Consider the following 21997-nt stretch of genomic DNA (forward strand, 5'->3'; position numbering starts at 1 on the left):
AGATAGATAGTGATTTATCAAAACCTAACCAGACTAGCCTATTATGAAGACACCGTCACAAAAATTCCTGGAACGACTGGGATTGAAAGACCCCGTAATGAGCGAAACGAGTGCCCCCCAGGGCAATGGCAACGACCGCCGCGACTTTTTGAAGAAAGTGGGCGCAGGCGGATTGATGCTGGGCGGTTTCATGTTCAGCCCCATAGAAGACACGCTGGCACAGGCCACTTCGAAGGTGAACAAGCTATCGTCGCCAACCGATCTGAAGATCACCGACATGCGTTTTGCTGTGGTCATGAACGGCCATGCGCGCTGTCCGATCATACGCATCGATACCAACCAGGGCATCTCCGGCTATGGTGAAGTGCGCGATGGGGCGAGCTGGCGTTATGCCATGTTCCTGAAGAGCCGCATCATGGGCATGAATCCCTGCAGCGTGGAGCTGTTGTTTAAACGGATCAAGCAATTCGGTTTTCATGGCCGTCAGGGTGGTGGCGTGTGTGGTGTGGAGATGGCGCTGTGGGACCTGGCAGGGAAAGCGTATAACGTGCCCGCCTACCAGTTGCTCGGTGGACGATATAGGGACAAAGTGCGCCTCTATGCCGACACGCCCGAAGGCGAGAACGAGGCCGACTTCGCCCAAAAGGTGAATGTGCGGATGGTGGAGCAAGGCTTCACGTTCATGAAGATGGACTTTGGTATTGAATTATTGAAAGGCATCCCGGGAACAACGGTGAACAGCAACTATTGGGACATCGGCCGGCAGTGGTCAAACGAAGCGATGACCTATGGCGGCACAGAGCACCCGTTCACGCAAGTGCAGATCACCGACAAGGGACTGGAGTTGATGACCCAACGCATCGCGTTTGTGCGCGAGAAGATCGGCTACGAAATTCCACTGGCTTCCGATCACTATGGACACTTCGATCACAACAACGCCATCCGCCTGGGCAGGGCCGTTGAAAAATATCGCCTCGCCTGGTTGGAAGATCTCATTCCCTGGAAGTTCACCGACCAATGGCGCCAGATCACGGAAGCCATCGAAACTCCAACCTTGACCGGCGAAGACATTTATCTGAAAGAGGAGTTCATCAAACTAATCGACGCTCGTGCCATCGACCTCGTGCACCCCGACCTGGCCACCTCCGGCGGATTACTGGAAACCAAAAAGATCGGCGACTACGCCGAAGAGCGCGGCGTGGCCATGGCCATGCACTTTGCGGGCACACCCATTTCGTTTATGGCCAATGTGCATTGTGCGGCGGCCACACAAAACTTTGTGGCCCTCGAACACCACTCCGTGGATGTTGACTATTGGAACAGCCTCGTGAAAACAAAAAAACCGATGATAGAAAAGGGCTATGCGCTCGTGCCGGATTCGCCGGGACTGGGCATCGAGCTCAACGAAGAGGTGGTGAAGAAACACCTGGATCCTGAATATCCAGCCTACTTCGCACCGTCAACAGATTGGGACAAAGACCGTTCATGGGACAGACTTTGGAGTTAATCTGATTTTAGTAAATTACCTTGCTTTGCGTCCTTGCTTCTTTGCGGTGTGCGCGTGTGTGTCACAACGAAAAGGAGGGAGGACGCAAAGTCTTTAACAAGCTTGTACGTATGAACAAATCCACTTCAAAGATCTTCTTTTTTCTTGCAGCACTCTTTATTCTTGGTTACATCGTCCTGCTGTACACACAGCCCCAGGAAGTAACCCTCACACCCCGCAGCGCCACACCACCTGTCGAGCCCGAATCGTTCCGCTTTGGTGGCCTGTTGTTGATGGGCTTCTTTGTGATGATCGCGCTGGCCTTTCGCGGCTATGAGCTGCTCAAAGGATATTCCTATACCATCATGATCTTTGCCGCGGTGAGCGTGGCCATGTATTACCCGCAATATTTTGTGACCGTGGGCGATTTCAAACTTTCCAAACTCATCGTTCCCTTGCTGCAACTGATCATGTTTGGCATGGGCACGGCATTGAGCTGGAAAGACTTTACCCGCGTACTTCAGATGCCCAAGGGTGTCATCGTGGGTGTGTTGTGTCACTACACCGTCATGCCTTTTGTGGGGTGGACGGTGACGCAGATCTTTTCATTCCCGCCCGAGATCGCCGCGGGCATCATATTGATCGGAAGCTGTCCGAACGGACTTGCCTCGAACGTGATGACCTTCCTGGCGCGCGGCAACCTGGCCTTGTCCATTACGCTGACCGCCATCTCGACCTTGATCGCACCCCTTGTAACGCCGATGTTCATGAAGCTGCTCGCCGGGCAATATGTGCCGGTCAACTTCCTGGATATGGTGTGGCACATCACCCAGATCATTGTGCTTCCGATTGGTGTCGGTTTGATATTCAATCATTTCCTTCATGGAAAATTCAAATGGCTGGATGCGGTGATGCCGCTGGTCTCTATGATCAGCATCGCGTTGATCATTGTGGTGATCACGGCCGCAGGTCGCAACGATCTGTTGCTGGTGGGCAAATTACTGGTCGTGGCCGTGTTGATGCATAACATTACCGGTTACATACTCGGCTATTGGATCAGTCGCGGCTTGCGCATGAGCGAAAAAGATTGTCGCACGCTGGCGCTGGAAGTGGGGCTGCAGAATGGTGGGCTGGCTTCGGGCATTGCGCTCAAGATGGGCAAGCTGGCAACGGTGGGACTGGCTGCGGCGGTTTTTGGCCCCGCTATGAACATTACCGGTTCTTCGCTCGCGCTCTGGTGGCGGAGTCGTACGCCGGAGACAGAGCAGGAGACTGACGAACGTCACCACGCATAAAATACATTAAACCGCAAAGGCGCAAAGAGCGCAAAGTCAATACAAAGTTGGCTTTGCGCTTTTTCTTTGCGTCTTTGCGCCTTTGCGGTTTAAAAATTCGTATACTGGCGCATGGAAAATTCGGTAAAACTCTACGCCACCTCCACTGCTGTTGAACTTGCGGGAAAGATCGCCACTGCGCTCGGTTTGCCCCTCCACTATATTCAAACGGAGAAATTCTCAGACGGCGAACTGTCTGTGCGCTTCAATGAAAGCGTCCGCGGCCAGATGGTGTTCCTGGTCGCCAAGGTAAACATGCCCTACGAGCACTTCTTCGAAATGCTCATGACGGTAGACGCCGCCCGGCGCTCGTCGGCCAAAGAGGTCGTATTGGTTTTGCCCTATCTTCCCCACAGCCGCCAGGAACGTCGTGACGGTCAGCGCACTTCCATTTCCTCGCGCATGGTGGCCGACATCATCCAGCTGATGGGTGCCGACCGCATCATCACCCTCGACCTGCACACCAACGCCATCGAAGGTTTTTATAAAATCCCGCTGGATCCGTTGTCGTCGCTCCGGCTGTTCTGCGACCATATCAAAAACTCGGGGCTCGACCACCTCTGTCTCTGCAGTCCCGATTTTGGGGGCATCAAGCGCATCCGCGAATATAAAAAACACCTCGACGCCGAAATGGTTGTCATCAACAAAGAGCGACTCAAAGCCAACCAGGTGGCCCACATGGAGATCATCGGGGAAGTAAGGAACCGGAACATCATCATTGTCGACGACCTGGTGGACACGGCGGGCACGCTTTGCAAGGCGGCGGACGTGCTGATGGAACACGGCGCAGCATCGGTACGTGCCTATTGCACACACGGTGTATTGAGCGGTGCAGCGCTGGAGACCATCCAAAACTCGCAGCTTCTGAAGTTATGTATTTCCGATACGGTGAACGAAAAGTTCGAGCATCCAAAAATCGAAGTGGTCAGCTGTGCCCCTTTGCTTGCGCGGGCCATTGAGCACCTGGTGAACAATAAGAGCTTGGCAGCACTGGATAAGGCGTTGTGAAATTATATCCTGTCCAGAAGTAAGATGGAAAACCATAGCGTTACACGTGGAGCTAACCATCTGTTGCATTTATCAACGACGGTTTAAGCTCAGAATCTATTTGAAACGACTTGTACCCCACGAACTAAGAATACTGTCTGCTTCTTCGATGGTGAGATCTTTTTTATGAAATTCACGATGCCTTGTATCGCTATTTAGATATTCAGTTGCTTTAAGGGTTAATTCCTTTTCATCAACCGAGTCATAGTAAATGCTTGTGAATTGGTTTTTACTCACTTTCCCGAAAGTTAGTATGGCTACGAAAGCAAAGGTCGTGTCATCGATTCTCTTCCGGAAAATGTCGTCTTCCTGCAGCGTTGAATCTTTGTTTATGTAAAAACCTTTGCCGGCATGAAATCCTGTCGAAATGGTGTCATGAATTGCCCGGGGAATACGCCAGTTTTCAAAGTCCTCATCGGAGATTTCTAACTTCATGTAATCGTGGATTATGGGAGACCCATACTTTAATCGAACCGAATTGTATTGTTTGCCAAATTTTGTTTCAACGTCATGGCAAGCGAAGAGTCCCAAAAGAGCAAAAAAGATTATTTTTCTCTTAATCATAAATGCTGCGAAACAATTGAAAGTGGCGAATGATTGCTCCAGCCCAAGTTAATGTCATCCCTTAAATTATCCAATAGGAAGTTCATAGGATAGTCAAAACCGAGTCTTTTGGAAGCACGTGGGTCTATAGCACCATGCCGCCGTTCGATCCGAGTGTTGTCTCAGTGCATATACCGCTCCACAATAAAATCCTGGAGGTTGATGACGGAGAGATAAAAGATCAATCCACAAACGACGGCCTTTACGATCACTTTCCATTTTGATTGGTACAGGAAGAAATTTTTAAAGGTGAATACGGTATACACCAAAAAACACGGCAGTTCAATATAGCGGGTCTCCAGCGCCGGCTGGATCAATTTTAAAAACTGGATCAGCATGACCATCAGGAAAAAGATGGAGAGCATGTACAGTTGCATTACCCCGATCTCAGCAAATCCGAATTCACTGTTGTAGAAGAACAGCCAGGTCAACAAGGCGCTTGCCGGAATGATGATCAGCAGCATCATGACCAGGTATTTATTAAAGAACATCATCTCGCTGCCTCCGCCCACGTGATAGAAGTGCAGGATCAGATAATTGATCCAATACAGGCCCAGGGCTGCCAGGGAGGCAGAAACGAAGTACATGGAGAAGGGCTTTTGATGCCGGTTCCGGTTCCCGGCAAGGAAGTCGCGTTGCATGGTGCCGGGCGAGGTGATGAGGTGTTTTAGCGTGTAGCCGATGCCTTTGTCCAGGTGGGTGAAAAAATGAAATACCTCGTGGAGCAGATAGGGCAGGGTCACTTTCTTGATCACGAGGGATTGCCCGCAGTTGCTGCAAAATTTCCCGGTGCCTTCCGTTTGACAAGCCTTGCAGGTCGTGGTTGCCGAATTCATTTTAAGGTCGTTATAACCAAATATAATGCAATCGGGCTAGATTTCCCCAGGTGCCGTCGTGTAGCCCATGTGAAGTTTTTATAAAGTCAATCGTCATGTCGCAGGCACACCGTTCTAAAAACCTACGCCAGTAGTTCAAGACATCCCGAATTTCGAATGCAGTGAACGTGGATAGCCTTCGCACAGCATAAAACGAAACCAGGCAAACACCGAATACGTCACGCCCCATTCAAAGGCAGCACAGATCTAACGAGCTATCCACGGGGTTCCTTGAAAACGTGCGAAGCCAGGGGAAGAGTGTGCCTGCGGAACGACGTGCTTTGCAGAACGCCCGGGAGGGCTTCGTCGTGTAGCAGGCACAAGCGCCCCATGATCGAATGTGTCATCCAGATCGCTAAGGCGAAGTAAAACCCCTCGTCCGCCTCCCCGCCGGTGCCCCGAGGACGACACTTCATCCACCCCACACCACAGTTCGGTAACTCCCGTTCGCAAAACCGCTTCTTTGCCTGAATCTTTGACGTGTAAGCCCCTAAAAAACAGGCCACGTATGAAGATACTTTTTACCCTATGCTTTCTTTTCCCCCTGGCAGCCCTGGCGCAGACCACCCTTTCCGGAAAGATCACCGACGACAAAGGCGAGGGCGTCCCCGGCGCCAACGTAGTGCTTGAGGGTACCTACGACGGCGGCACCTCCGATGCAGAGGGCAGGTTTCAGTTCACCACCACCGAACAAGGCCCGCACGTATTGGTGGTTTCATTTATCGGCTACAAAGAATACCGGAAGGCCGTTGCCCTCGAAGGTAGCCCGATCGTTGTCGACGCCCGCCTGGAAGAAACCATTAACGAACTGGAGGCGGTCACCATAAACGCCGGCGCCTTCACCGCCAGCGATGCTTCGCGCCGAACGGTGTTCAGAGCACTGGACATTGCCACCACGGCCGGCGCTACGGCTGACATTGCGGGCGCCCTCAACACGCTGCCCGGCACGCAGAAAGTAGGGGAGAGCGGCCGCCTTTTCGTACGCGGCGGCGATAGCAACGAGACGCGCACATTTATCGACGGCATGTTAGTTCTGGATGCCTATGGCCCGTCGGCTCCAAACACCCCGTCGCGGGGCAGGTTCCTTCCCTTTATGTTCAAGGGGGTGAGCTTTAGCACGGGTGGATATTCTGCCGAATACGGTCAGGCCCTGTCGTCGGTGTTGGCCCTGGATTCGAGGGACGAGACGGCGATGACGCGCACCGACATTGGTATTCTTTCCGTGGGCGCCGATGTGGCGCATACGCAGGCTTGGGAGGGGGGCTCGGTGGCGGCCAAGGTGCAGTACACGAACATCCGTCCCTATTTCGGATTGATAAACCAACGCATCGATTGGAAAACGGCGCCCGCGTCCATCGAAGGCATCGGCGCTTTCCGGCAGAAAGTCGGCAAGCAGGGGATGGTGAAAGTGTATGGGAACTTCAATCATGCGGACTACTCGCTATACAGTCACGACATCGACGATTACAACCACAGCACCGTCTACGACCTCACCAACAACTATCGCTACCTGAACGGCTTCTATAAGAATGTGCTGAACGAGAAGTGGAACGTGCGTGGCGGCCTTTCCTACACCTCGATCGAAAACAACACCTGGACTGGGCTGGACCATACCGTAGAAACCCAAAAGGGTTTGCATGCAAAGACCGTGTTCGAGGGATCGTTGTCGGACAAGGCGGAGTTACGCACGGGCGTGGAGGTTATTCAAAGAAACTATGACCAGGTCAATGACCTGCATGTCGGACAGGATTATACGTTATCGTTCCAGGAACTGATCACCGCCGGTTTTGCCGAGATGGACCTCTATACCAGCAACGCGTTTGTGATGCAGGGTGGTTTGCGTTCGGAATACAATAGTCTCAATAAAAAGTTCAGCGTCGACCCGCGGTTGTCGCTGGCCTACAAGACGGGCAAAAGCAGCCAGATCCATTTTGCTTATGGCGCCTTCCGCCAAACGGCCAAGAATGAGTTGGTGCGGATCGATCACCAGTTGGGAGCGGAGAAAGCCGAGCACTTTATTCTGAACTACCAGGTGATGGAAAACAACCGGACACTGCGTTTGCAGGCTTACTACAAGCGCTATCGTGACCTGGTGAAATACGTGAACGGCGACCCCCTGCAATTGGCCAACACAGGCGACGGCTATGCGAAAGGGCTCGAATTCTTTTGGAGAGACAACCGCTCCGTTCGCAACCTGGACTATTGGGTGTCCTATTCATACCTCGACACACAACGCGACTATCTGGATTCTCCCTACCGCGCCACCCCCAGCTTTGCATCGGCCCACAATTTTTCGGTGGTGACCAAATATTTCTTTACTGATATCCGGAGCCAACTTGGTCTTACATACTCCTACACGTCGGGCCGTCCTTACAACAACCCCAACACGGAGACTTTCAATGGGGGCAAGACACCTTATTATTCCGACCTGAGTGTGAACGTGTCGTATCTGCCGAAGCCGTATATCATCATTCACCTGTCGTGTACGAATGTGTTGGGGCGCGACAACATTTTCGGTTACGAGTACAGCACGTCGCCCGATGCGCAGGGCATTTTCAACAGCCGGGCTATACGGCAGCCCGCGACGCGCTTTTTGTTCCTGGGCATTTTTATTACACTGTCAAAAGATAAAAGCACGAATCAATTGCCAACACTATAAATCGATCTTCTAAAAAAAATCTTTCATCCAAAACAACAAAACTATGAAACCCATCATGTTCACCTATCGCCTCCTCGTATTGTTTACCTTGGTTTTTCCTGCTGCTGTGCTGGCTGCCGATGACAAATACACCGAGACCATGCAGAAAAACATCAACATCGTCTACACCGCCACGGCTCCTGCCGAATTGCAAAATGCTGTGAATACCCTCGAACGTGTTGGGGCAGCGGAGAAGTCGAAGTGGGAGCCATTCTACTATGCTTCTTTTGGTTATGTGATGATGGCCAACAAGGAAAAAGACGGCGCCAAGAAAGATGCCTACCTGGACCAGGCGGCTGCCGCCCTGGCAAAAGCCCAGGCCTTGCTCCCGAATGATTCTGAGATCGTGGCCATGGAAGGATTTATCCAAATGATCCGCATCAACGTAGACCCTGCCTCGCGCGGACAACAATATTCTGGTCTCGCCACGCAAAATTTCCGCAAGGCCATCAGCCTGAATCCTGAAAATCCCCGTGCGCTGGCCCTGCTTGCCCAGATACAATTTGGCACAGCCGCATTTTTCGGTTCCCCCGCCACCGAAGCCTGCGCCACCAACACCCAGGCCTTGGAAAAATTCGAAACCTCCAAACCCGCCGACGCCCTTGCACCGCGTTGGGGTAAAGGCATGGCGGAAAGCATGAAAGAAAAGTGTAAATAGGGTTATCGTAACGCACGACCATTACGAGGCACAGGGCATCCATCAAAGACCTTTGAGCCTTGCATGCGTCCCCGAAAGGAAACCTTCATGACTCAAAATAACCCCGGGCTTTAGCCCGGGGTTCATGCCCCACCCACACCCAAGGCGCCAGGCACGCACGTGCATCAGCAGGATCGTTCATGGCGCCGATATCACTGAACCTGATCGACGCACGTCAGGGATCACTACCAGAAGTCCAACAACTTATACTTTATCACTATGACACACGAAGCAAAACTCATGTCCGGCATCACCCTCCTCACCATCCCCTCCATCGAGTACGGCGGCTATTTCCTGTTGACGGTGCTCTCCGGAAAATTCAAAGGAGCAACGTTCACCGGTTTCCAAAAGTCCATGTTCCGCGCCGGCCACGCACACGCCGGGGTGATCGTTATCCTGTCGCTCGTCTGCCAGGTGCTGGCCGACGACGCCAACCTGTCCACGGCCTTGTTGTGGCTGGTGCGCGCCGGCGTTCCCACGGCAGCGTTGCTCATTAGCGGCGGCTTTTTTTTCTGTGCCCTCGACAAAGACGCAACCCAGCCCAACGGACTGATCAAACTAATTTACACCGGTATTTTTGTTTTGGCCGCTTCCCTTATTATTCTTGGTGTGGGATTGCTGCGCTAGGCCATCCTTCGAAACCGAACGCATGAATTTCTTCACCTACCTCAAAGGACGGCTCATTGTTATTCCCTGGCTGCTCGTCGGGGGCCTGGTGATGACCTATTTAGAGTGCCGCCACTGCCGCGTGTCGCCGGACACCTTTCTTGTGGTCTCCTCCTTCATTGTCACGTCCTGGTTCTTCATGTGGTTTGGCAACGAGTATCTCTCCGAATACCTCTCCGAGAAAATCGCGTGGACCAAGGCGCCGGTGAAGCGTTTCATCTGGGGTATTGTCGCTACGGTGGTCTATACGGTTGCCGCCATCACCGGGCTCATCTATTTTTTTGAGGCAATCTATAACCGGAATTTTTCTTCCGTCGAAGACACGCTTTTGACTACACTCGCCATCACCCTGATCATCAACCTCTTTATGACCGGTCGCTCGTTCCTTATCAATTGGAGGAAAACCATTGTGGAAGCCGAGAAATTTCAAAAGGAGAGCGCCATTGCGAAATATGAAAGCCTGAAGAACCAGGTGAACCCCCACTTCCTCTTCAACTCGTTCAATGCCCTGAGCAACCTGGTCTATGAGGACCCGGACAAAGCCGTGAAGTTCATCAAACAACTCTCGGACGTATACCGCTATGTGCTCGACACCCGCGACAAAGAGGCTGTGAACCTGGAAGAAGAACACAAATTCCTCGAGGCCTACCTCTTCCTGCAACAGATCCGCTTTGGCGACAAGTTGAAACTGGACGTGCGGCTCACCCAGGTGAAGAGCATGGTGGCGCCATTGGTGTTGCAGATGCTGGTGGAGAATGCCATCAAACACAACGAGATCTCGGAAGACAACCCGCTGACCATCCGCGTCTATGAAGATGCGGGCTACATCGTAGTGGAAAACAATCTGCAAAAGAAGTCGCTCACGCTGGAGGATTCTCCGGGCATCGGGTTAGACAACATTGTGAAACGCTACGCCTTTCTCAGCGACCGGAAGGTGGAGATCCGGCAAGAAGATCGTTTCCTCGTAAAACTTCCCATCATTCCCGTCACTGCCGCATGAAGATCCTGATCATCGAAGACGAACCACAAGCGGCCAACCGGCTGGAGACCCTCGTGAAAAACCTCGAACCCGGGGTGACGGTGCTGCGCAAGATCGATACCGTGAAAAATGCTGTAGCCTGGATCAAAAGCAACCCGGCACCCGACCTCATTTTCATGGACATCCAACTTGCCGATGGCATCAGCTTCCAGGTCTTCGAACAATGCGAGGTGCTTTCCCCGGTGATCTTCACGACGGCCTATGACGAGTATGCATTAAAGGCCTTTAAGGTGAACAGCATCGATTACATCCTAAAGCCTTTCGACCAGGATGAACTGGCGGCTGCGCTGACAAAATTCCGGCGTCTTGTAAAAGGGGAAGCCGCTCCTCAGCATGCAGTGCTGGACAATATCGGGAAGGCGATCGCGATGCTGACCAAGAAATATAAAACCCGTTTTGTGATCAAGGTGGGGGAACATTTGAAGTCGGTGGAGGTAGGGGATATCCTGTTTTTTTTAAGCTTGGAGAAAGCGACGTTTTGTTATAGCCGCGATGGGCGTAAAAATATCCTGGACTATACGCTGGATCAGGTGGAGGGGTTGGTGGATCCGGAGCGGTTTTTTCGGATTAACCGGAAGTATATTGTGAGTGCGGATGCTATACAGGATATGATCCATTATACGAATAGCCGGTTGAGGTTGGTGTTAAAAAATTCGGATGACCCGGAGGTGATTGTGGCGCGGGAGAGGGTGCAGGAGTTTAGGGAGTGGTTGGATCGGTAGCGGTGGATTTGGAGAGGTGTTGTTGGCGGGACATCAACAACGGGGAGCCGCCCTTGTTGGTGTTCTTCACCAACAAGATTTGACGGCACGTGTCTCTAAATGATCCTTCACTCATTTAATAATTTGTATTTGGAACGACAATGCACCAGGCGATTTGCTTCGGTAGTGTGGGGTGGAAGCGACTTTTGTTGGTGAAGAACACCAACAAAGGCGGGGCGGCTGGGGTGGAGACACCCAGGCTGCGTTAATTTTTGTTGATGAGTTTTTTGAGCTCCTCGATGTCGGATTGTTTGAGGGGCTTGGTGATGAATTGGATCACGTTGGTGTAGGAGAATGCCTGGTCGCGGTCTTTCATGCTGTTGGAGCTGGTGAGGACGACGATCTTGGATTTGAGCTTGATTTTTTCGGGGAGCTCCTTGAAGGTCTTCAGGAATGAAAATCCATCGATTTCGGGCATGTTCAAATCGAGGAAAATAATGTCGGGAGCGGCCTCGCCGTTGATGTTCTTTAGCCACGACAGGGCTTCCTCGGCAGATCTGTAAAGGAATAGCTCAGAAGAGAAATTATAGACTTCCAGAAACCGACGCTGTATAAACAGATCTATGTCACTGTCGTCAATCAACACTGTTTTATCTACAAGAGTTGGCTTGGGCATAACACTTTTTCAAAGGTGCATTATTAAACTTAGTAAAAAGTACGCAAAAGGGGAAAAAATCATTTAAAATTATAAAACGCGGGTTTTAAAGCTTTGAAAAATGTAGTAAAATTGAAACTCTAAACACCTAAGCATTAACCATGAAATTCAAACACCTCCTTTATTTCTCTTTTAGCGCCCTGATAGCCACGGGTTTGGCTTCATGTGGAAAGTCTTCCAGCGAAAAAGATCAGAACTCTTCCGATTTCAAAGCAGCCGAAGACAGTTTGTCGAAACGAATCGAAGAAGTTGTCTATAATATCCCGTCGCCCACCGAAATTCCCTATTTACTCCAGAATACGGGCGCGGAATTCAACGAAAGTCTCATCAACGCCCGTACGAAAGTTGACCAATATGCCACCCGCACCGACAAGGCAGCCCTTAACCTCGGTGTATATGCTGCGGATATCGGCTACCTGAGCTCATACGACAAAACCCAGGAAGCCATCGACTACCTCAATTCAGCCAAAACCCTGGCCGATAACATGGGGGTGATCGGTACTTTCGATGCGGACGTGCTCAAGAAGCTTGAGGCCAATATCTCCAACAAAGATTCCCTCACCAAGATCCTCGACGCGACCATGAAGAAAACGGAAGATTTCCTGAAGGACGACAACCGCACCAAGCTGTCGGCCCTGGTCATCACCGGAAGCTTTATCGAAGGCCTCTACATTTCCACCGGCCTGGTGAAATCGTATCCCAAAGACCTCAAGGAAAGCGAACGTAACATTGTCTTAACCGACCTGATGCGCGTCATCCTGCAACAAAAGAAATCGGTTTCCGAATTGCTGAAAATGCTTAGCGCCACGGAACAAACTGAATCGGTAACGCCCATCGTGGCCGACCTGAAGTCCCTGGAAACCGCCTACACAAACCTCAACATCGAAGAACAGATCAAGAACAATAAAGGAAGCCTGGTACTCAGCGACAAGAACCTGATCGACATCACCAACATCGTCGATAAAATCCGTAAGGGTATTACCGAATAATTTCAAACGACTGAAATGAAAAGCAAGGGACTGGTTCAAACGCCAGTCCCTTATTTTTTTTCACCCCATACCGGATACGGCATCTTTAATTATCTTTAGGAACAGACATCCATTTTTATGAGCGAACAGTTACTCAAAGCCATTCTCCGTTTGTTTGCAGTGGTGGCCCGGGAAGACGACGTTACCCAGCAGGAGCGTGACCAGATTCGCCGTTTCCTCGACGAGCACTTAAGCCGCACCTCCGTAGAGTCCTACCTGAAACTTTTCGACGAATACATCCAGGGCCTGCCCCCCCGAACCGGCGAACTCACGGAAGAGCTGGCCAGCGTGGAGGATCTCTGCCGCGAAGTGAACGCACAACTCACCCAAAAACAAAAGGTGGTCATCGTGCTCGAACTGATCAACATCATCCAGGCCGACGGCAACATCTCGCCCCGCGAAGAAACCCTGCTGAACGCTATTGGCGAAAGCTTCAAAATTCCCGCCACCGACATCGAAGCCATCAAGGTCTTTATCCGGGGCCAAAACGCAAAAGCCCTTGACAACGACCATATCCTCATCGTTGACGCTTCGCCGGCCGGGCAGATCCAGAAAGCCCATCACCTGATGCGCACACACCTCAACGGCTTTGTGGCCGTACTCCACGTGGCCCAGGCGGAACTGTATTTTATCAAATACCTGGGGGGCACGGACGTATACCTGAACGGTGTGCCCGTCAAATCGGGTAGGATTGGGGTGCTCGCGGTAGGGAGTATGCTGCGTTGGGAAAAGGATGAGCCCGTCTACTATGGTGATATATTGAACCGGTTCAAGAAATTCGGAAGTTATCCACGCCTCTCCTTTGAAGGCCGCAACATCAGCTTCAAATTCAAGAACGGCAAGCTCGGGTTGCGCGAGGTGAGCCTGGCCGAAGAATCGGGCAACCTCATCGCCCTCATGGGCGGCAGCGGCGCCGGCAAATCCACACTCCTGCACGTGCTCAACGGGTCAGACGGCCCCTCGCAAGGCCAGGTGCTCATCAACGGCATCGACATACACAAAGACCCCAAGAAAATTGAAGGCGTGATCGGGTTCGTACCACAGGACGACCTGCTGATCGAAGACCTTACCGTATACCAGAACCTGTATTTTGCCGCCAAACTGTGTTTCAGCGACAAACCGGAAGCCGAGATCGACACCCTGGTCATGAAGGTGCTGGAAGACCTGGGTCTGGCCGAAACAAAGGACCTGAAGGTGGGATCGCCCCTGCGCAAGACCATCAGCGGCGGCCAGCGCAAACGCCTCAACATCGGCCTGGAACTGCTCCGCGAACCCGCCGTGCTTTTTTGTGATGAGCCCACCAGCGGCTTGTCATCGCGCGATTCCGAAAACATCATCGACCTGCTCAAAGAGCTCTCCCTGAAGGGCAAGCTGGTGTTCGCCGTGATCCACCAGCCGTCGTCCGACATTTTCAAAATGTTCGACAAACTTTTGATCCTCGACTCCGGAGGCTACCAGATCTATTATGGCAACCCCGTGGATTCGATCGTCTATTTCAAGAAAAGCATCAACCTGGTGAACAGTGAAGAAGGGGAATGCCACGAATGCGGCAATGTGAACCCGGAGCAGATCTTCAACATCATCGAAACGAAGGTGATCAACGAGTATGGCCACTTCACCAACGAGCGGAAGATCTCGGCCGAACAGTGGAACACCATCTTCAAAAACAATTACCGGCCCTTCTCGGTAGAGACCAGCAAGGAAGTGCCACACTCCACGCTAAACATCCCCACGCGGTTCAAGCAGGCGCACCTCTTTTCGATGCGCGACATCCAGGCAAAGATCCACAACCGGCAGTACATGATCATCAACCTGCTGGAAGCCCCCGTGCTGGCGTTTATCCTGGCCTTCATCGTGCGCTACTACAACGTGGACGACAAACTGCTGACGGGCTATTCGTTTGGCAAGAACCTGAACCTGCCGGCCTACCTTTTTATGAGCGTGATCGTAGCCCTCTTCATGGGGTTAACGGTGAGCGCGGAAGAGATCATCCGCGACCGCAAAATATTGAAACGCGAAGCCTTCCTGCACCTGAGCCGCAGCAGCTATATCCTGTCAAAGATCTCCATACTTTTTATCCTGTCGGCCATCCAAACCCTGGCGTTTGTGGCGGTGGGGAACTATATCCTGGAGATCAAGGGCATGTTCTTTCACCATTGGTTCATCCTCTTTTCGGCCGCATGCTTTGCCAACTTGCTGGGATTGAATATCTCGTCGGCGTTCAACTCGGCGGTGACCATCTATATTTTGATCCCGCTGTTGCTCATTCCGCAACTCATCCTGAGCGGCGTGGTGGTGAAGTTCGACAAGCTGAATCCTTCCATCGGCAACTCGGCGACGGTGCCGCTGGTGGGCGATCTCATGGCGTCGCGCTGGGCGTTTGAAGCGGCCATGGTCTCACAATTCAAAGACAACCGCTATGAACGGGAGTTCTATGTATACGACAAGGTGATGGCCGATGCCGATTATCAGAAGGTATACTTTATCCCCGAGATCGAAACCAAACTTCAGTATTGCCTCAACAACTTCAGATCTGCCGACGCCGACGTGAAAGCGCGCGTGGCCACCGACCTGAGCCTCATCCAGCGCGAAGTATCGGAGACCCTGGAGGACACCGGGCAGAAACTGGATGCCCTTGCCCGCCTGACCCCATCCCAGTTCGACTCCGTCACCTACACCTCGGTGACCGGCTACCTGGAGCATTTGAAAAAGTATTACGTGAACCGCTATAACGCGGCCGACCAGTCGAAGGAGAAGAAGTTGTTCGACCTCACCAACACCCCCGAGAAGCAGGCGGCGTTCAACGCCTACCGCGAATCCTATCACAACGAGGCGATCATGGAGCTGGTAAAAAACCTCCAGGAAACCCACCGCATCGTGGAGATGGATGGCAAACTGATCCAGAAGATCTATCCCATCTACAAAGATCCGGACCCCGAGCACGCCATCGACTTCAACGCGCAGTTCTACATGCCCGCCAAACACTTCCTGAGCCGGAACATCGACACGTTCTATTTCAACACGGGCGTGATCTGGTCCATGTCGCTGGTGCTGGCGCTGGCCCTGTATTTTGATGTGCTGCGGCGGATCATTGACGGCATCGGCAACCTGTCGAATCCATTGTACAGGAAGAAATAAACGTTTTACTTTCGTGGACAGGAGCCATTTTTTATACTACTGACAAACGACTATGTTCTTCATTCTTTCCAAGACCTTGAGTTACCTGGCCATGCCGTTCACCGTGATCTGTGTGCTGCTGGCCCTTTCGGTGATCCTCAAGTCAACCCCATGGCGTAAGCGTTGCTTTTGGTCGGGGTTTGGAATGCTGCTGTTCTTTTCCAACGGGTTTATCTCCAACGCCGTGATGCGCGCGTGGGAAATCCCCACGGTGGCCTACAAAGACATGCGGCCGCATCAACTGGGCATCGTGCTCACGGGATCCACGCTTCCCTTCCTGAAACCCGAGGACCGCGTTTACTTCCAACGGGGCGCCGACCGCGTGACCCACACCGTGCAATTGTATTCCCTGGGATTGATCAAAAAAATACTCATCAGCGGCGGCAGCGGCATGCTGCTGCACGAGGAAGAACCCGAAGCCAACAAGTTCCGCAAGGCCATGATCATGATGGGCGTGGCCCCGGAAGATATCTATATCGAAAATGAGACCCGCAACACCTACGAGTCGGCCGTTGCCGTGAAGCCCATGCTGGACTCCCTGCACTATGACGCAAAGGACTGTCTGCTCATCACCTCCGCGTTCCACATGCGCCGGTCGCTGGCCTGCTATCGCAAAGCCGGCGTGGAGCTGGAACCGTTCTCCACCGACTTCTACGGGCACCCTAACATGTGGGGAGGCGAAAACATCTTTCCCCAATTGGAGGCCATCCTGATCTGGAACAAACTGGTGAAGGAGTGGATTGGGATGGCGGCCTATAAGCTGGCGGGCTACATTTAGCGGGCTTGCGGCGGAATTATTTCCCATAAAAATGCATTCAACACAAAAGGACAAACTATGAATATGAACCGAACGACCCTCCTGATCTTACTGGCACTGGCAGGCTGCTCGCCCGAAAAGAAGGAAACAAAAACCGAGACCGAGGCTGCGACAGTTGCGCCGCAAGCAACGGCAGCCGCGCTGCAATCAAAGGCAGTGAACGATGTGCTGGAGCCTGCCGAGTTCAAAAAGAAACTGGCCGCCAATCCCGCCGCTGTGCTGTTGGATGTGCGCACGCCTGAAGAGGTGGCCGAGGGTGCGCTACCGGGAGCTGTGAATATCAATTTTAATGCCCCTGATTTTAAGGAAAAGATTGCGGGACTGGATAAATCAAAATCCTATTTCGTGTATTGTAAAGTGGGTGGACGCAGTGGTAAGGCTGCTACGCTCATGAATGAGAGTGGATTCCAGGAAGTGCATAATCTCAAGGGAGGTTATGATGCGTGGGTAGGGCAGGGGTTGGAAGTGAAGAAGAAGTAGCTTCGGCGGGCAAAGCAGGCAAAACAAAATGACACCAATGAAAAAAGTCAGCGCTTGGAGGCGCTGACTTTTTTTGCTCTATAGGTTTAGGTTTAGGTATAGATTCTTGCTTAAGGTACAGGCAACTCGTTGCCGGCAAAGTTGTTCGGGTTGCAGTGGGGGATGCTGGATTTGAATTTGGTGTTGATGGCATCGATGAAGGCGTTGGCCAGGTAGCCGTTGCCGCGGGCATTCGGGTAGACGCCATCAAGTCCGAAGCCTCCAAACGGAGGGGCGATGGAGGCGGTGATGGTGCTGCCGTTGATCTCGGCGCCTTTGGTTTTCAGAGAAGCCAGGATGGCGTTGGCGTCAACGAAAGCAAGTCGTGTAGCATTCCCATCGGCTGCCGTTTTGATGATGCCGTTGAAGGCGGAGATGCTGTTTTGGATCTGGGTGATCTCGGTCGGGATCAGGATCAGGTCGTCGCCTTTCAGGGCCTGGGTGTTGGCATTGGTGGTGTTGGTCAGCGGGGCCGACACGCCGTTCACCCCGTTGGCGCCCAGGTTAGCGCCGATATAGGATCCGGCCGTGAGGCAAACGAGATCGTTCTTGGTCGTTTGTCTGGCGATCGCATAAGGTTTCAAACCTGCGTAAGGGCCGGCCATGTAGGGCTCGAGGTTGGTCAGGGTCTCGTCGTTGATCAGGATGGGGTTGTTGCCCGCGATGTAGGTCAGTTTCCGCTTGGCGGCTTCATCGGCGGTGATGATCTGGTTTCCCACCATACCGTCGAGGAAAGCATTATAGTTTACGGCCAGTTGCGATGTAAGGGCCCCGGCGGTGGCAGCATCCAGGGGAATGGGATTATACGCCACGGTGCTAAAGAACGGCAGGCTGGTAACGTCCGGGATATTGGCCACCACACCTTTTGCATTGGGCGATGCCGAAAGCATCGTAGAGAGCGCGCTGTTGTAGCGGGTGTTAAAATCGTCGTTCGTCGTCAACGGTATGGCCGCCGATGCGCCGGCCGTGGCATAGCCCAGCACGTCGTCGTTGCCCAGCCAGAAGGTCAGGAACGTACCGCCGTTGCCAAACTGCGTTGCCGCGTCACCGATGATCGTGGAAACACCCGGTGTGGAGGCAAAACGCGTGTAGTAAGGATTATAGGCGGGATTCTGGGGAATGGCGGGGCCACCCGTTTGAGGGATCAGCGAAAGGAGCAGCGTGGTGCCGGGTACCGCGAAATTATTCAGCGTAGCCCCACCGGAAAAAGGCGCCAGGGCGTTCATATCACCCGGAATCTTCGGTGTTGGACCGGGGCTGCCGGTGGTGGGATTGATCTTCAGGTAAAGCCGCCCCGCTGAGCAACCTGCCGCAGGGTTATAGCAACCGACCTCCGAATTCACGTCCGGTTGATTGAACGTGCCCCCGCCGACCACTTCCATCTGCTGGGCGAGGATGTTCACAAAGGAAGCGTCCTGTCCGGCTGTATACAACGCACCGTTCATGAAGCCGGTGGACAGGCCACTGCCCACGGACACCATCTTGGAAAAATCTGCCTCGCCCGCGGTGGGCTCGGCGGTTTCGGGAAAATCGTATGTGCACGCGCTTGCCACCATACTGAGGGCCAGGGCGAAATATTTCTTGCTGTTTCTCATAGCTTAAACCGGTTAAGGATTAATTCATCAATTGATCAAAAGTGATGGATATGTAATAGATGGCACCCAGCGTCGGGCCGCCATAGTTCAGCACATAGCGCTTGTTGAAAATATCAGAGCCACCCAGCTTGAAGGTAGACTTCATAGCTTTTACTTTGTAGCTCACCTGCGCATCCATCAGGCCCACGGCGGGCACATTGCCCTGGGCAAACGTGGCCTCCCACAGGAAGCCGGCCTGCCAGCGATAGGCAAGGTTGAAACCGATCTTCTCGGTCACTTTCCGGTTGCCAAAGGTGAGGTTGAACTTGTGTTCAGGCGTGTTGAACTCCGATAAGTAGCCATCGCCCAGTTCCTCGTTCAACTTGTTCCAGTTGTAGTTACCACCCACTTTGTAGCCGCGGGGAAGGCTGTACTCCAGACCAATCGCTGCGCCTTGTGCGCTCACGCGCTTACTGAGGTTGGTGTAGGCCGAATAAGAATTCTGGCGACCGTTCTCGTCGGTTCCCGGGGTGAGGAGGGTCGAAGCATTGCGGATGTTTTGTTCCGTGGGCGTACTCGCATTGAGATCGAGCGGACCGGCCGACTGGCGGAGGATCACTTGCGTGATGAAGTTGTCGTAGGAGTTATGGTAGTAGACCAGGTCGAACAGCAACTTGTCACCCAGCAAACCTTTGTAACCGATCTCGATAGCCTTAACCTTTTCGGGTGTCACGGGCTTGGCATCGGTTACGGCCACGAGTTGGCGAAGCGCTTCGGGGTCGCCAATGGCCAAACCAGCATTCGAGCCACTGTAAGCGCCCTTGCCCGCCTTTTCCGCGACGATCGCGGTATAGCGGTTCACAGACGCCACCGTGTAGGCGTTCTCGAAAATGTTATACGCCTTGGCGTATTCAGGCAAGCCGCCCAATAGCCGGTACGATAACACGTCGAGGTTGATGTGCTGACCTTGCGTGGTCGGGTTGCGGAAACCGCTTTGATAGGAGACGCGGATGTTATGATTCGGCGTGGGAGAGTATACCGCCGAAATGCGCGGGTTCACCAGGCCTTTGAAATTTTCGTTCTTGTCGTAGCGCAGCGAGCCCGTGACCTTCACCTTGTCGGACAGGATTTTCTTCGCGGCCTGAATGTAAGCGCCTACTTCCTGGATGGTGATGTTGTTACCGGCGGTGTCGGCAAAAATGGTCCCGTTTGAATTCAGATCGTAGAGCCTGTAGCTGGCGCCGATCATCAGGTCCATAAAGTCGATCTGGTTCTTGAAGTCATACTTGCCTTCAAAGTGATAGAGTGCGGTCTTGTCGTCGAACAAGGATCCGCCGGGGATCACGGATGAGCGGGCTGTTTTCTTGGCGTCGTTGAACTGGGATGAGTTCTCGACAAACCGGCCCTGGTCTGCAGCGTTTCGGCCTGCCTGGTGTGCTGCCTCGCGCTGTGCCGTCGTACCGGGTGTGCCGGGGGCAACGCCTTGCTGGGCCAGCGCGCCAAGATAGGTGGCGGCGTATTGTCCAAACCAATCGTTGTCACTTTTCCATGCGCGATTCACCAACACACCGGTCAGGTCGGCGATGTAGGAGTCACCGGAATTCTCGAGGGTTGCATAGGCTCTTAAGAAGAAATTGCTTCCTTTTAATTCAACCTTGTGTTGTTGAATGCTAAAGTCTTTCAGGGAGTAGCGTTGTGCCCCCGTGTAAACGGAAGTACCGGCGCCATAATTCAAAGCGTAGAGCAATTCAATTTTATCGGTAATGCGATAGTTCAGGCCGACGTTTGCCTTGAAGTTGTGTGCATTGTAGTCGACCAGGTATTGCTCCTTATAAGGTGTACGCGACACGATGTCGTTGGGAAGACTGCCCAGGTAGCTGCCTAATCCCGCGGCATTGACACTGTTTTGAAATGCGGGCGTCAAACCGAGCAAAGCAATGTTCGTGGACACTTCATCACCAAAAGCATGGACCCTGTCCGCGCCGGGGTTTGTGGAGTAGCCGGGGTTGACGGCAGCATTCTTGTCTTGCAGGTTTGTGCCATACCAATCGGTGGCTTTGCTGTACGAGAGGGCGACTTTGAAGGCAAACCGGTTGTTGAAGGCTTTGGCATAGCGGATGGCGCCTTCATACATGGGCTTGGCCGATCCGGGGCCGATCTTGGTGCCGTCGGAGTTGAGGTCGGAGTCGCCGATGTGGTTCACACCCATCTTGGCGAAAGCGCTCAGGCCTTGATATTCGAAAGGGTTCTTGCTGTTCACCAGCAGGATGCCGTTGAAGGCGTTGGGACCATAAAGGGCCGACGCCGATCCCGGGATAAATTCAACGCTTTCCACGTCGAGTTCGGATGGACCGTTGAGGTTACCGATAGGAAAGTTCAGCGCGGGCGCCTGGGTATCCATTCCGTCGGTAAGTTGGACGAAGCGGGTATTGCCGGTGGAGTTAAAACCACGGGCGTTGATGATCTGGAAGTTCACGCTGCTCTGTGTCATGTCCAGACCTTTCATGTTGATGAGGCCTTTGTAATAGTTCTCGCTGGCCGTATTCTGCACACCGAGAATGTCCATTTTTTCGATCGACACCGGCGATTGCATGATGGCTTCTTCCGCCCGGCTTGCCGACACCACGATTTCCTGACCTAAAATGGTTTGTTCTTCCATCTTGATGTCGAGCCCCGCGGTGGTGGCATTGCTCACCTCGATTTCCTGGCTCCGGAAACCGATGAAGGAGAAGTTGAGGGTAAGGGGAGGAGCGTCGTTTACTTTCAACGTGTAGGCCCCATTGACATCGGTGACCGTGCCGATCACGCGGCCTTTCACCACGATATTCACCCCAGCCAGGGGTTCTCCACTCACCCCATCGGTCACCTTACCCGAAATGGTGGTTTGAGCAAAAACGGCGGTGATTGCCAGCACAAAAAGGGCAGCCGAAGCCCAGGCATGCTTGTAAAATCTCTTCATAAACGTTTGAGTTTAGTGACTTTTATGAAAAATAGCTGGGGCACAAAATGGTATGCATACCG

At 52.8% G+C, this 21997-nt stretch carries 17 protein-coding genes; 12 read left to right on the forward strand and 5 right to left on the reverse strand.

What is annotated here, in order from left to right:
- Positions 1-97 precede the first annotated feature (97 nt).
- From BUB30_RS00205 to BUB30_RS00215, 3 genes are all read left to right on the forward strand, one after another.
- Entirely contained in the window at positions 98-1507 is a 1410-nt protein-coding gene (locus tag BUB30_RS00205) for a mandelate racemase/muconate lactonizing enzyme family protein (RefSeq protein WP_073134588.1), read from the forward strand.
- Positions 1508-1617: 110 nt separating this feature from the next.
- Complete coding sequence (locus BUB30_RS00210; RefSeq protein ID WP_084137803.1) at positions 1618-2781, forward strand: bile acid:sodium symporter family protein; 1164 nt, start codon at positions 1618-1620, stop codon at positions 2779-2781.
- Positions 2782-2892: 111 nt separating this feature from the next.
- Positions 2893-3828 (forward strand): ribose-phosphate diphosphokinase, encoded by a 936-nt coding sequence (locus BUB30_RS00215; RefSeq protein WP_073129739.1) that lies wholly within the window; start codon positions 2893-2895, stop codon positions 3826-3828.
- Positions 3829-3924: 96 nt separating this feature from the next.
- On the opposite strand, the gene BUB30_RS00220 is transcribed toward BUB30_RS00215, so the two are convergent.
- Both BUB30_RS00220 and BUB30_RS00225 read right to left on the reverse strand, forming a co-directional pair.
- Complete coding sequence (locus BUB30_RS00220; protein ID WP_143164699.1) at positions 3925-4302, reverse strand: hypothetical protein; 378 nt, start codon at positions 4300-4302, stop codon at positions 3925-3927.
- Between the two features lie 290 nt (positions 4303-4592).
- Positions 4593-5306 carry a DUF3667 domain-containing protein gene (locus BUB30_RS00225; RefSeq protein WP_073129742.1) on the reverse strand — a complete coding sequence of 238 codons (714 nt, stop codon included), beginning with the start codon at positions 5304-5306 and terminating at the stop codon, positions 4593-4595.
- Positions 5307-5853: 547 nt separating this feature from the next.
- On the opposite strand from BUB30_RS00225, the gene BUB30_RS00235 reads away from it, so the two are divergent.
- The 5 genes from BUB30_RS00235 to BUB30_RS00255 all read left to right on the forward strand — a co-directional run bounded on the left by BUB30_RS00235 (position 5854) and on the right by BUB30_RS00255 (position 11167).
- The gene (locus BUB30_RS00235; protein WP_073129746.1) at positions 5854-8004 is read left to right on the forward strand and encodes a TonB-dependent receptor; all 2151 of its coding nucleotides are present in this window, start codon (positions 5854-5856) and stop codon (positions 8002-8004) included.
- A 43-nt stretch (positions 8005-8047) separates the two neighbouring features.
- Positions 8048-8701 (forward strand): hypothetical protein, encoded by a 654-nt coding sequence (locus BUB30_RS00240; RefSeq protein WP_084137804.1) that lies wholly within the window; start codon positions 8048-8050, stop codon positions 8699-8701.
- A gap of 258 nt (positions 8702-8959) precedes the next feature.
- Entirely contained in the window at positions 8960-9367 is a 408-nt protein-coding gene (locus tag BUB30_RS00245) for a hypothetical protein (protein WP_073129748.1), read from the forward strand.
- Between the two features lie 22 nt (positions 9368-9389).
- The gene (locus tag BUB30_RS00250; RefSeq protein WP_073129750.1) at positions 9390-10406 is read left to right on the forward strand and encodes a sensor histidine kinase; all 1017 of its coding nucleotides are present in this window, start codon (positions 9390-9392) and stop codon (positions 10404-10406) included.
- Complete coding sequence (locus BUB30_RS00255; RefSeq protein WP_073129752.1) at positions 10403-11167, forward strand: LytR/AlgR family response regulator transcription factor; 765 nt, start codon at positions 10403-10405, stop codon at positions 11165-11167. The genes BUB30_RS00250 and BUB30_RS00255 overlap by 4 nt, the downstream gene beginning before the upstream one ends.
- A gap of 244 nt (positions 11168-11411) precedes the next feature.
- On the opposite strand, the gene BUB30_RS00260 is transcribed toward BUB30_RS00255, so the two are convergent.
- Positions 11412-11822 carry a response regulator gene (locus BUB30_RS00260; protein ID WP_073129753.1) on the reverse strand — a complete coding sequence of 137 codons (411 nt, stop codon included), beginning with the start codon at positions 11820-11822 and terminating at the stop codon, positions 11412-11414.
- 140 nt (positions 11823-11962) lie between these two features.
- On the opposite strand from BUB30_RS00260, the gene BUB30_RS00265 reads away from it, so the two are divergent.
- The 4 genes from BUB30_RS00265 to BUB30_RS00280 all read left to right on the forward strand — a co-directional run bounded on the left by BUB30_RS00265 (position 11963) and on the right by BUB30_RS00280 (position 17363).
- A complete protein-coding gene (locus tag BUB30_RS00265; RefSeq protein WP_073129755.1) occupies positions 11963-12850 on the forward strand; it encodes a hypothetical protein in 888 nt (295 codons plus the stop codon).
- A gap of 117 nt (positions 12851-12967) precedes the next feature.
- Positions 12968-16027 carry an ATP-binding cassette domain-containing protein gene (locus tag BUB30_RS00270; protein ID WP_073129757.1) on the forward strand — a complete coding sequence of 1020 codons (3060 nt, stop codon included), beginning with the start codon at positions 12968-12970 and terminating at the stop codon, positions 16025-16027.
- Positions 16028-16079: 52 nt separating this feature from the next.
- A complete protein-coding gene (locus tag BUB30_RS00275; RefSeq protein ID WP_073129758.1) occupies positions 16080-16844 on the forward strand; it encodes a YdcF family protein in 765 nt (254 codons plus the stop codon).
- 63 nt (positions 16845-16907) lie between these two features.
- Positions 16908-17363 carry a rhodanese-like domain-containing protein gene (locus BUB30_RS00280; protein WP_084138081.1) on the forward strand — a complete coding sequence of 152 codons (456 nt, stop codon included), beginning with the start codon at positions 16908-16910 and terminating at the stop codon, positions 17361-17363.
- A 110-nt stretch (positions 17364-17473) separates the two neighbouring features.
- Here the strand turns inward: BUB30_RS00280 and BUB30_RS00285 are convergent, their stop codons facing one another.
- Together BUB30_RS00285 and BUB30_RS00290 are read right to left on the reverse strand one after the other, a co-directional pair.
- A complete protein-coding gene (locus BUB30_RS00285; RefSeq protein ID WP_073129760.1) occupies positions 17474-18997 on the reverse strand; it encodes a hypothetical protein in 1524 nt (507 codons plus the stop codon).
- A 19-nt stretch (positions 18998-19016) separates the two neighbouring features.
- Positions 19017-21935, reverse strand: coding sequence for a TonB-dependent receptor (locus tag BUB30_RS00290; RefSeq protein WP_073129762.1), 2919 nt, complete (start codon positions 21933-21935; stop codon positions 19017-19019).
- Positions 21936-21997: the final 62 nt, after the last annotated feature.

The organism is Chryseolinea serpens (genome assembly GCF_900129725.1).
Classification (GTDB): Bacteria; Bacteroidota; Bacteroidia; order Cytophagales; family Cyclobacteriaceae; genus Chryseolinea; species Chryseolinea serpens.

Bases quoted from the DNA above. Each gene is read 5' to 3' on its own strand.
- BUB30_RS00285 (WP_073129760.1), bottom strand. From the start codon at position 18,997: ATGAGAAACAGCAAGAAATATTTCGCCCTGGCCCTCAGTATGGTGGCA.
- BUB30_RS00265 (WP_073129755.1), top strand. From the start codon at position 11,963: ATGAAATTCAAACACCTCCTTTATTTCTCTTTTAGCGCCCTGATAGCC.
- BUB30_RS00270 (WP_073129757.1), top strand. From the start codon at position 12,968: ATGAGCGAACAGTTACTCAAAGCCATTCTCCGTTTGTTTGCAGTGGTG.
- BUB30_RS00215 (WP_073129739.1), top strand. From the start codon at position 2,893: ATGGAAAATTCGGTAAAACTCTACGCCACCTCCACTGCTGTTGAACTT.
- BUB30_RS00225 (WP_073129742.1), bottom strand. From the start codon at position 5,306: ATGAATTCGGCAACCACGACCTGCAAGGCTTGTCAAACGGAAGGCACC.
- BUB30_RS00240 (WP_084137804.1), top strand. From the start codon at position 8,048: ATGAAACCCATCATGTTCACCTATCGCCTCCTCGTATTGTTTACCTTG.
- BUB30_RS00245 (WP_073129748.1), top strand. From the start codon at position 8,960: ATGACACACGAAGCAAAACTCATGTCCGGCATCACCCTCCTCACCATC.
- BUB30_RS00250 (WP_073129750.1), top strand. From the start codon at position 9,390: ATGAATTTCTTCACCTACCTCAAAGGACGGCTCATTGTTATTCCCTGG.
- BUB30_RS00210 (WP_084137803.1), top strand. From the start codon at position 1,618: ATGAACAAATCCACTTCAAAGATCTTCTTTTTTCTTGCAGCACTCTTT.
- BUB30_RS00220 (WP_143164699.1), bottom strand. From the start codon at position 4,302: ATGAAGTTAGAAATCTCCGATGAGGACTTTGAAAACTGGCGTATTCCC.
- BUB30_RS00275 (WP_073129758.1), top strand. From the start codon at position 16,080: ATGTTCTTCATTCTTTCCAAGACCTTGAGTTACCTGGCCATGCCGTTC.
- BUB30_RS00260 (WP_073129753.1), bottom strand. From the start codon at position 11,822: ATGCCCAAGCCAACTCTTGTAGATAAAACAGTGTTGATTGACGACAGT.
- BUB30_RS00290 (WP_073129762.1), bottom strand. From the start codon at position 21,935: ATGAAGAGATTTTACAAGCATGCCTGGGCTTCGGCTGCCCTTTTTGTG.
- BUB30_RS00280 (WP_084138081.1), top strand. From the start codon at position 16,908: ATGAACCGAACGACCCTCCTGATCTTACTGGCACTGGCAGGCTGCTCG.
- BUB30_RS00235 (WP_073129746.1), top strand. From the start codon at position 5,854: ATGAAGATACTTTTTACCCTATGCTTTCTTTTCCCCCTGGCAGCCCTG.
- BUB30_RS00205 (WP_073134588.1), top strand. From the start codon at position 98: ATGAGCGAAACGAGTGCCCCCCAGGGCAATGGCAACGACCGCCGCGAC.
- BUB30_RS00255 (WP_073129752.1), top strand. From the start codon at position 10,403: ATGAAGATCCTGATCATCGAAGACGAACCACAAGCGGCCAACCGGCTG.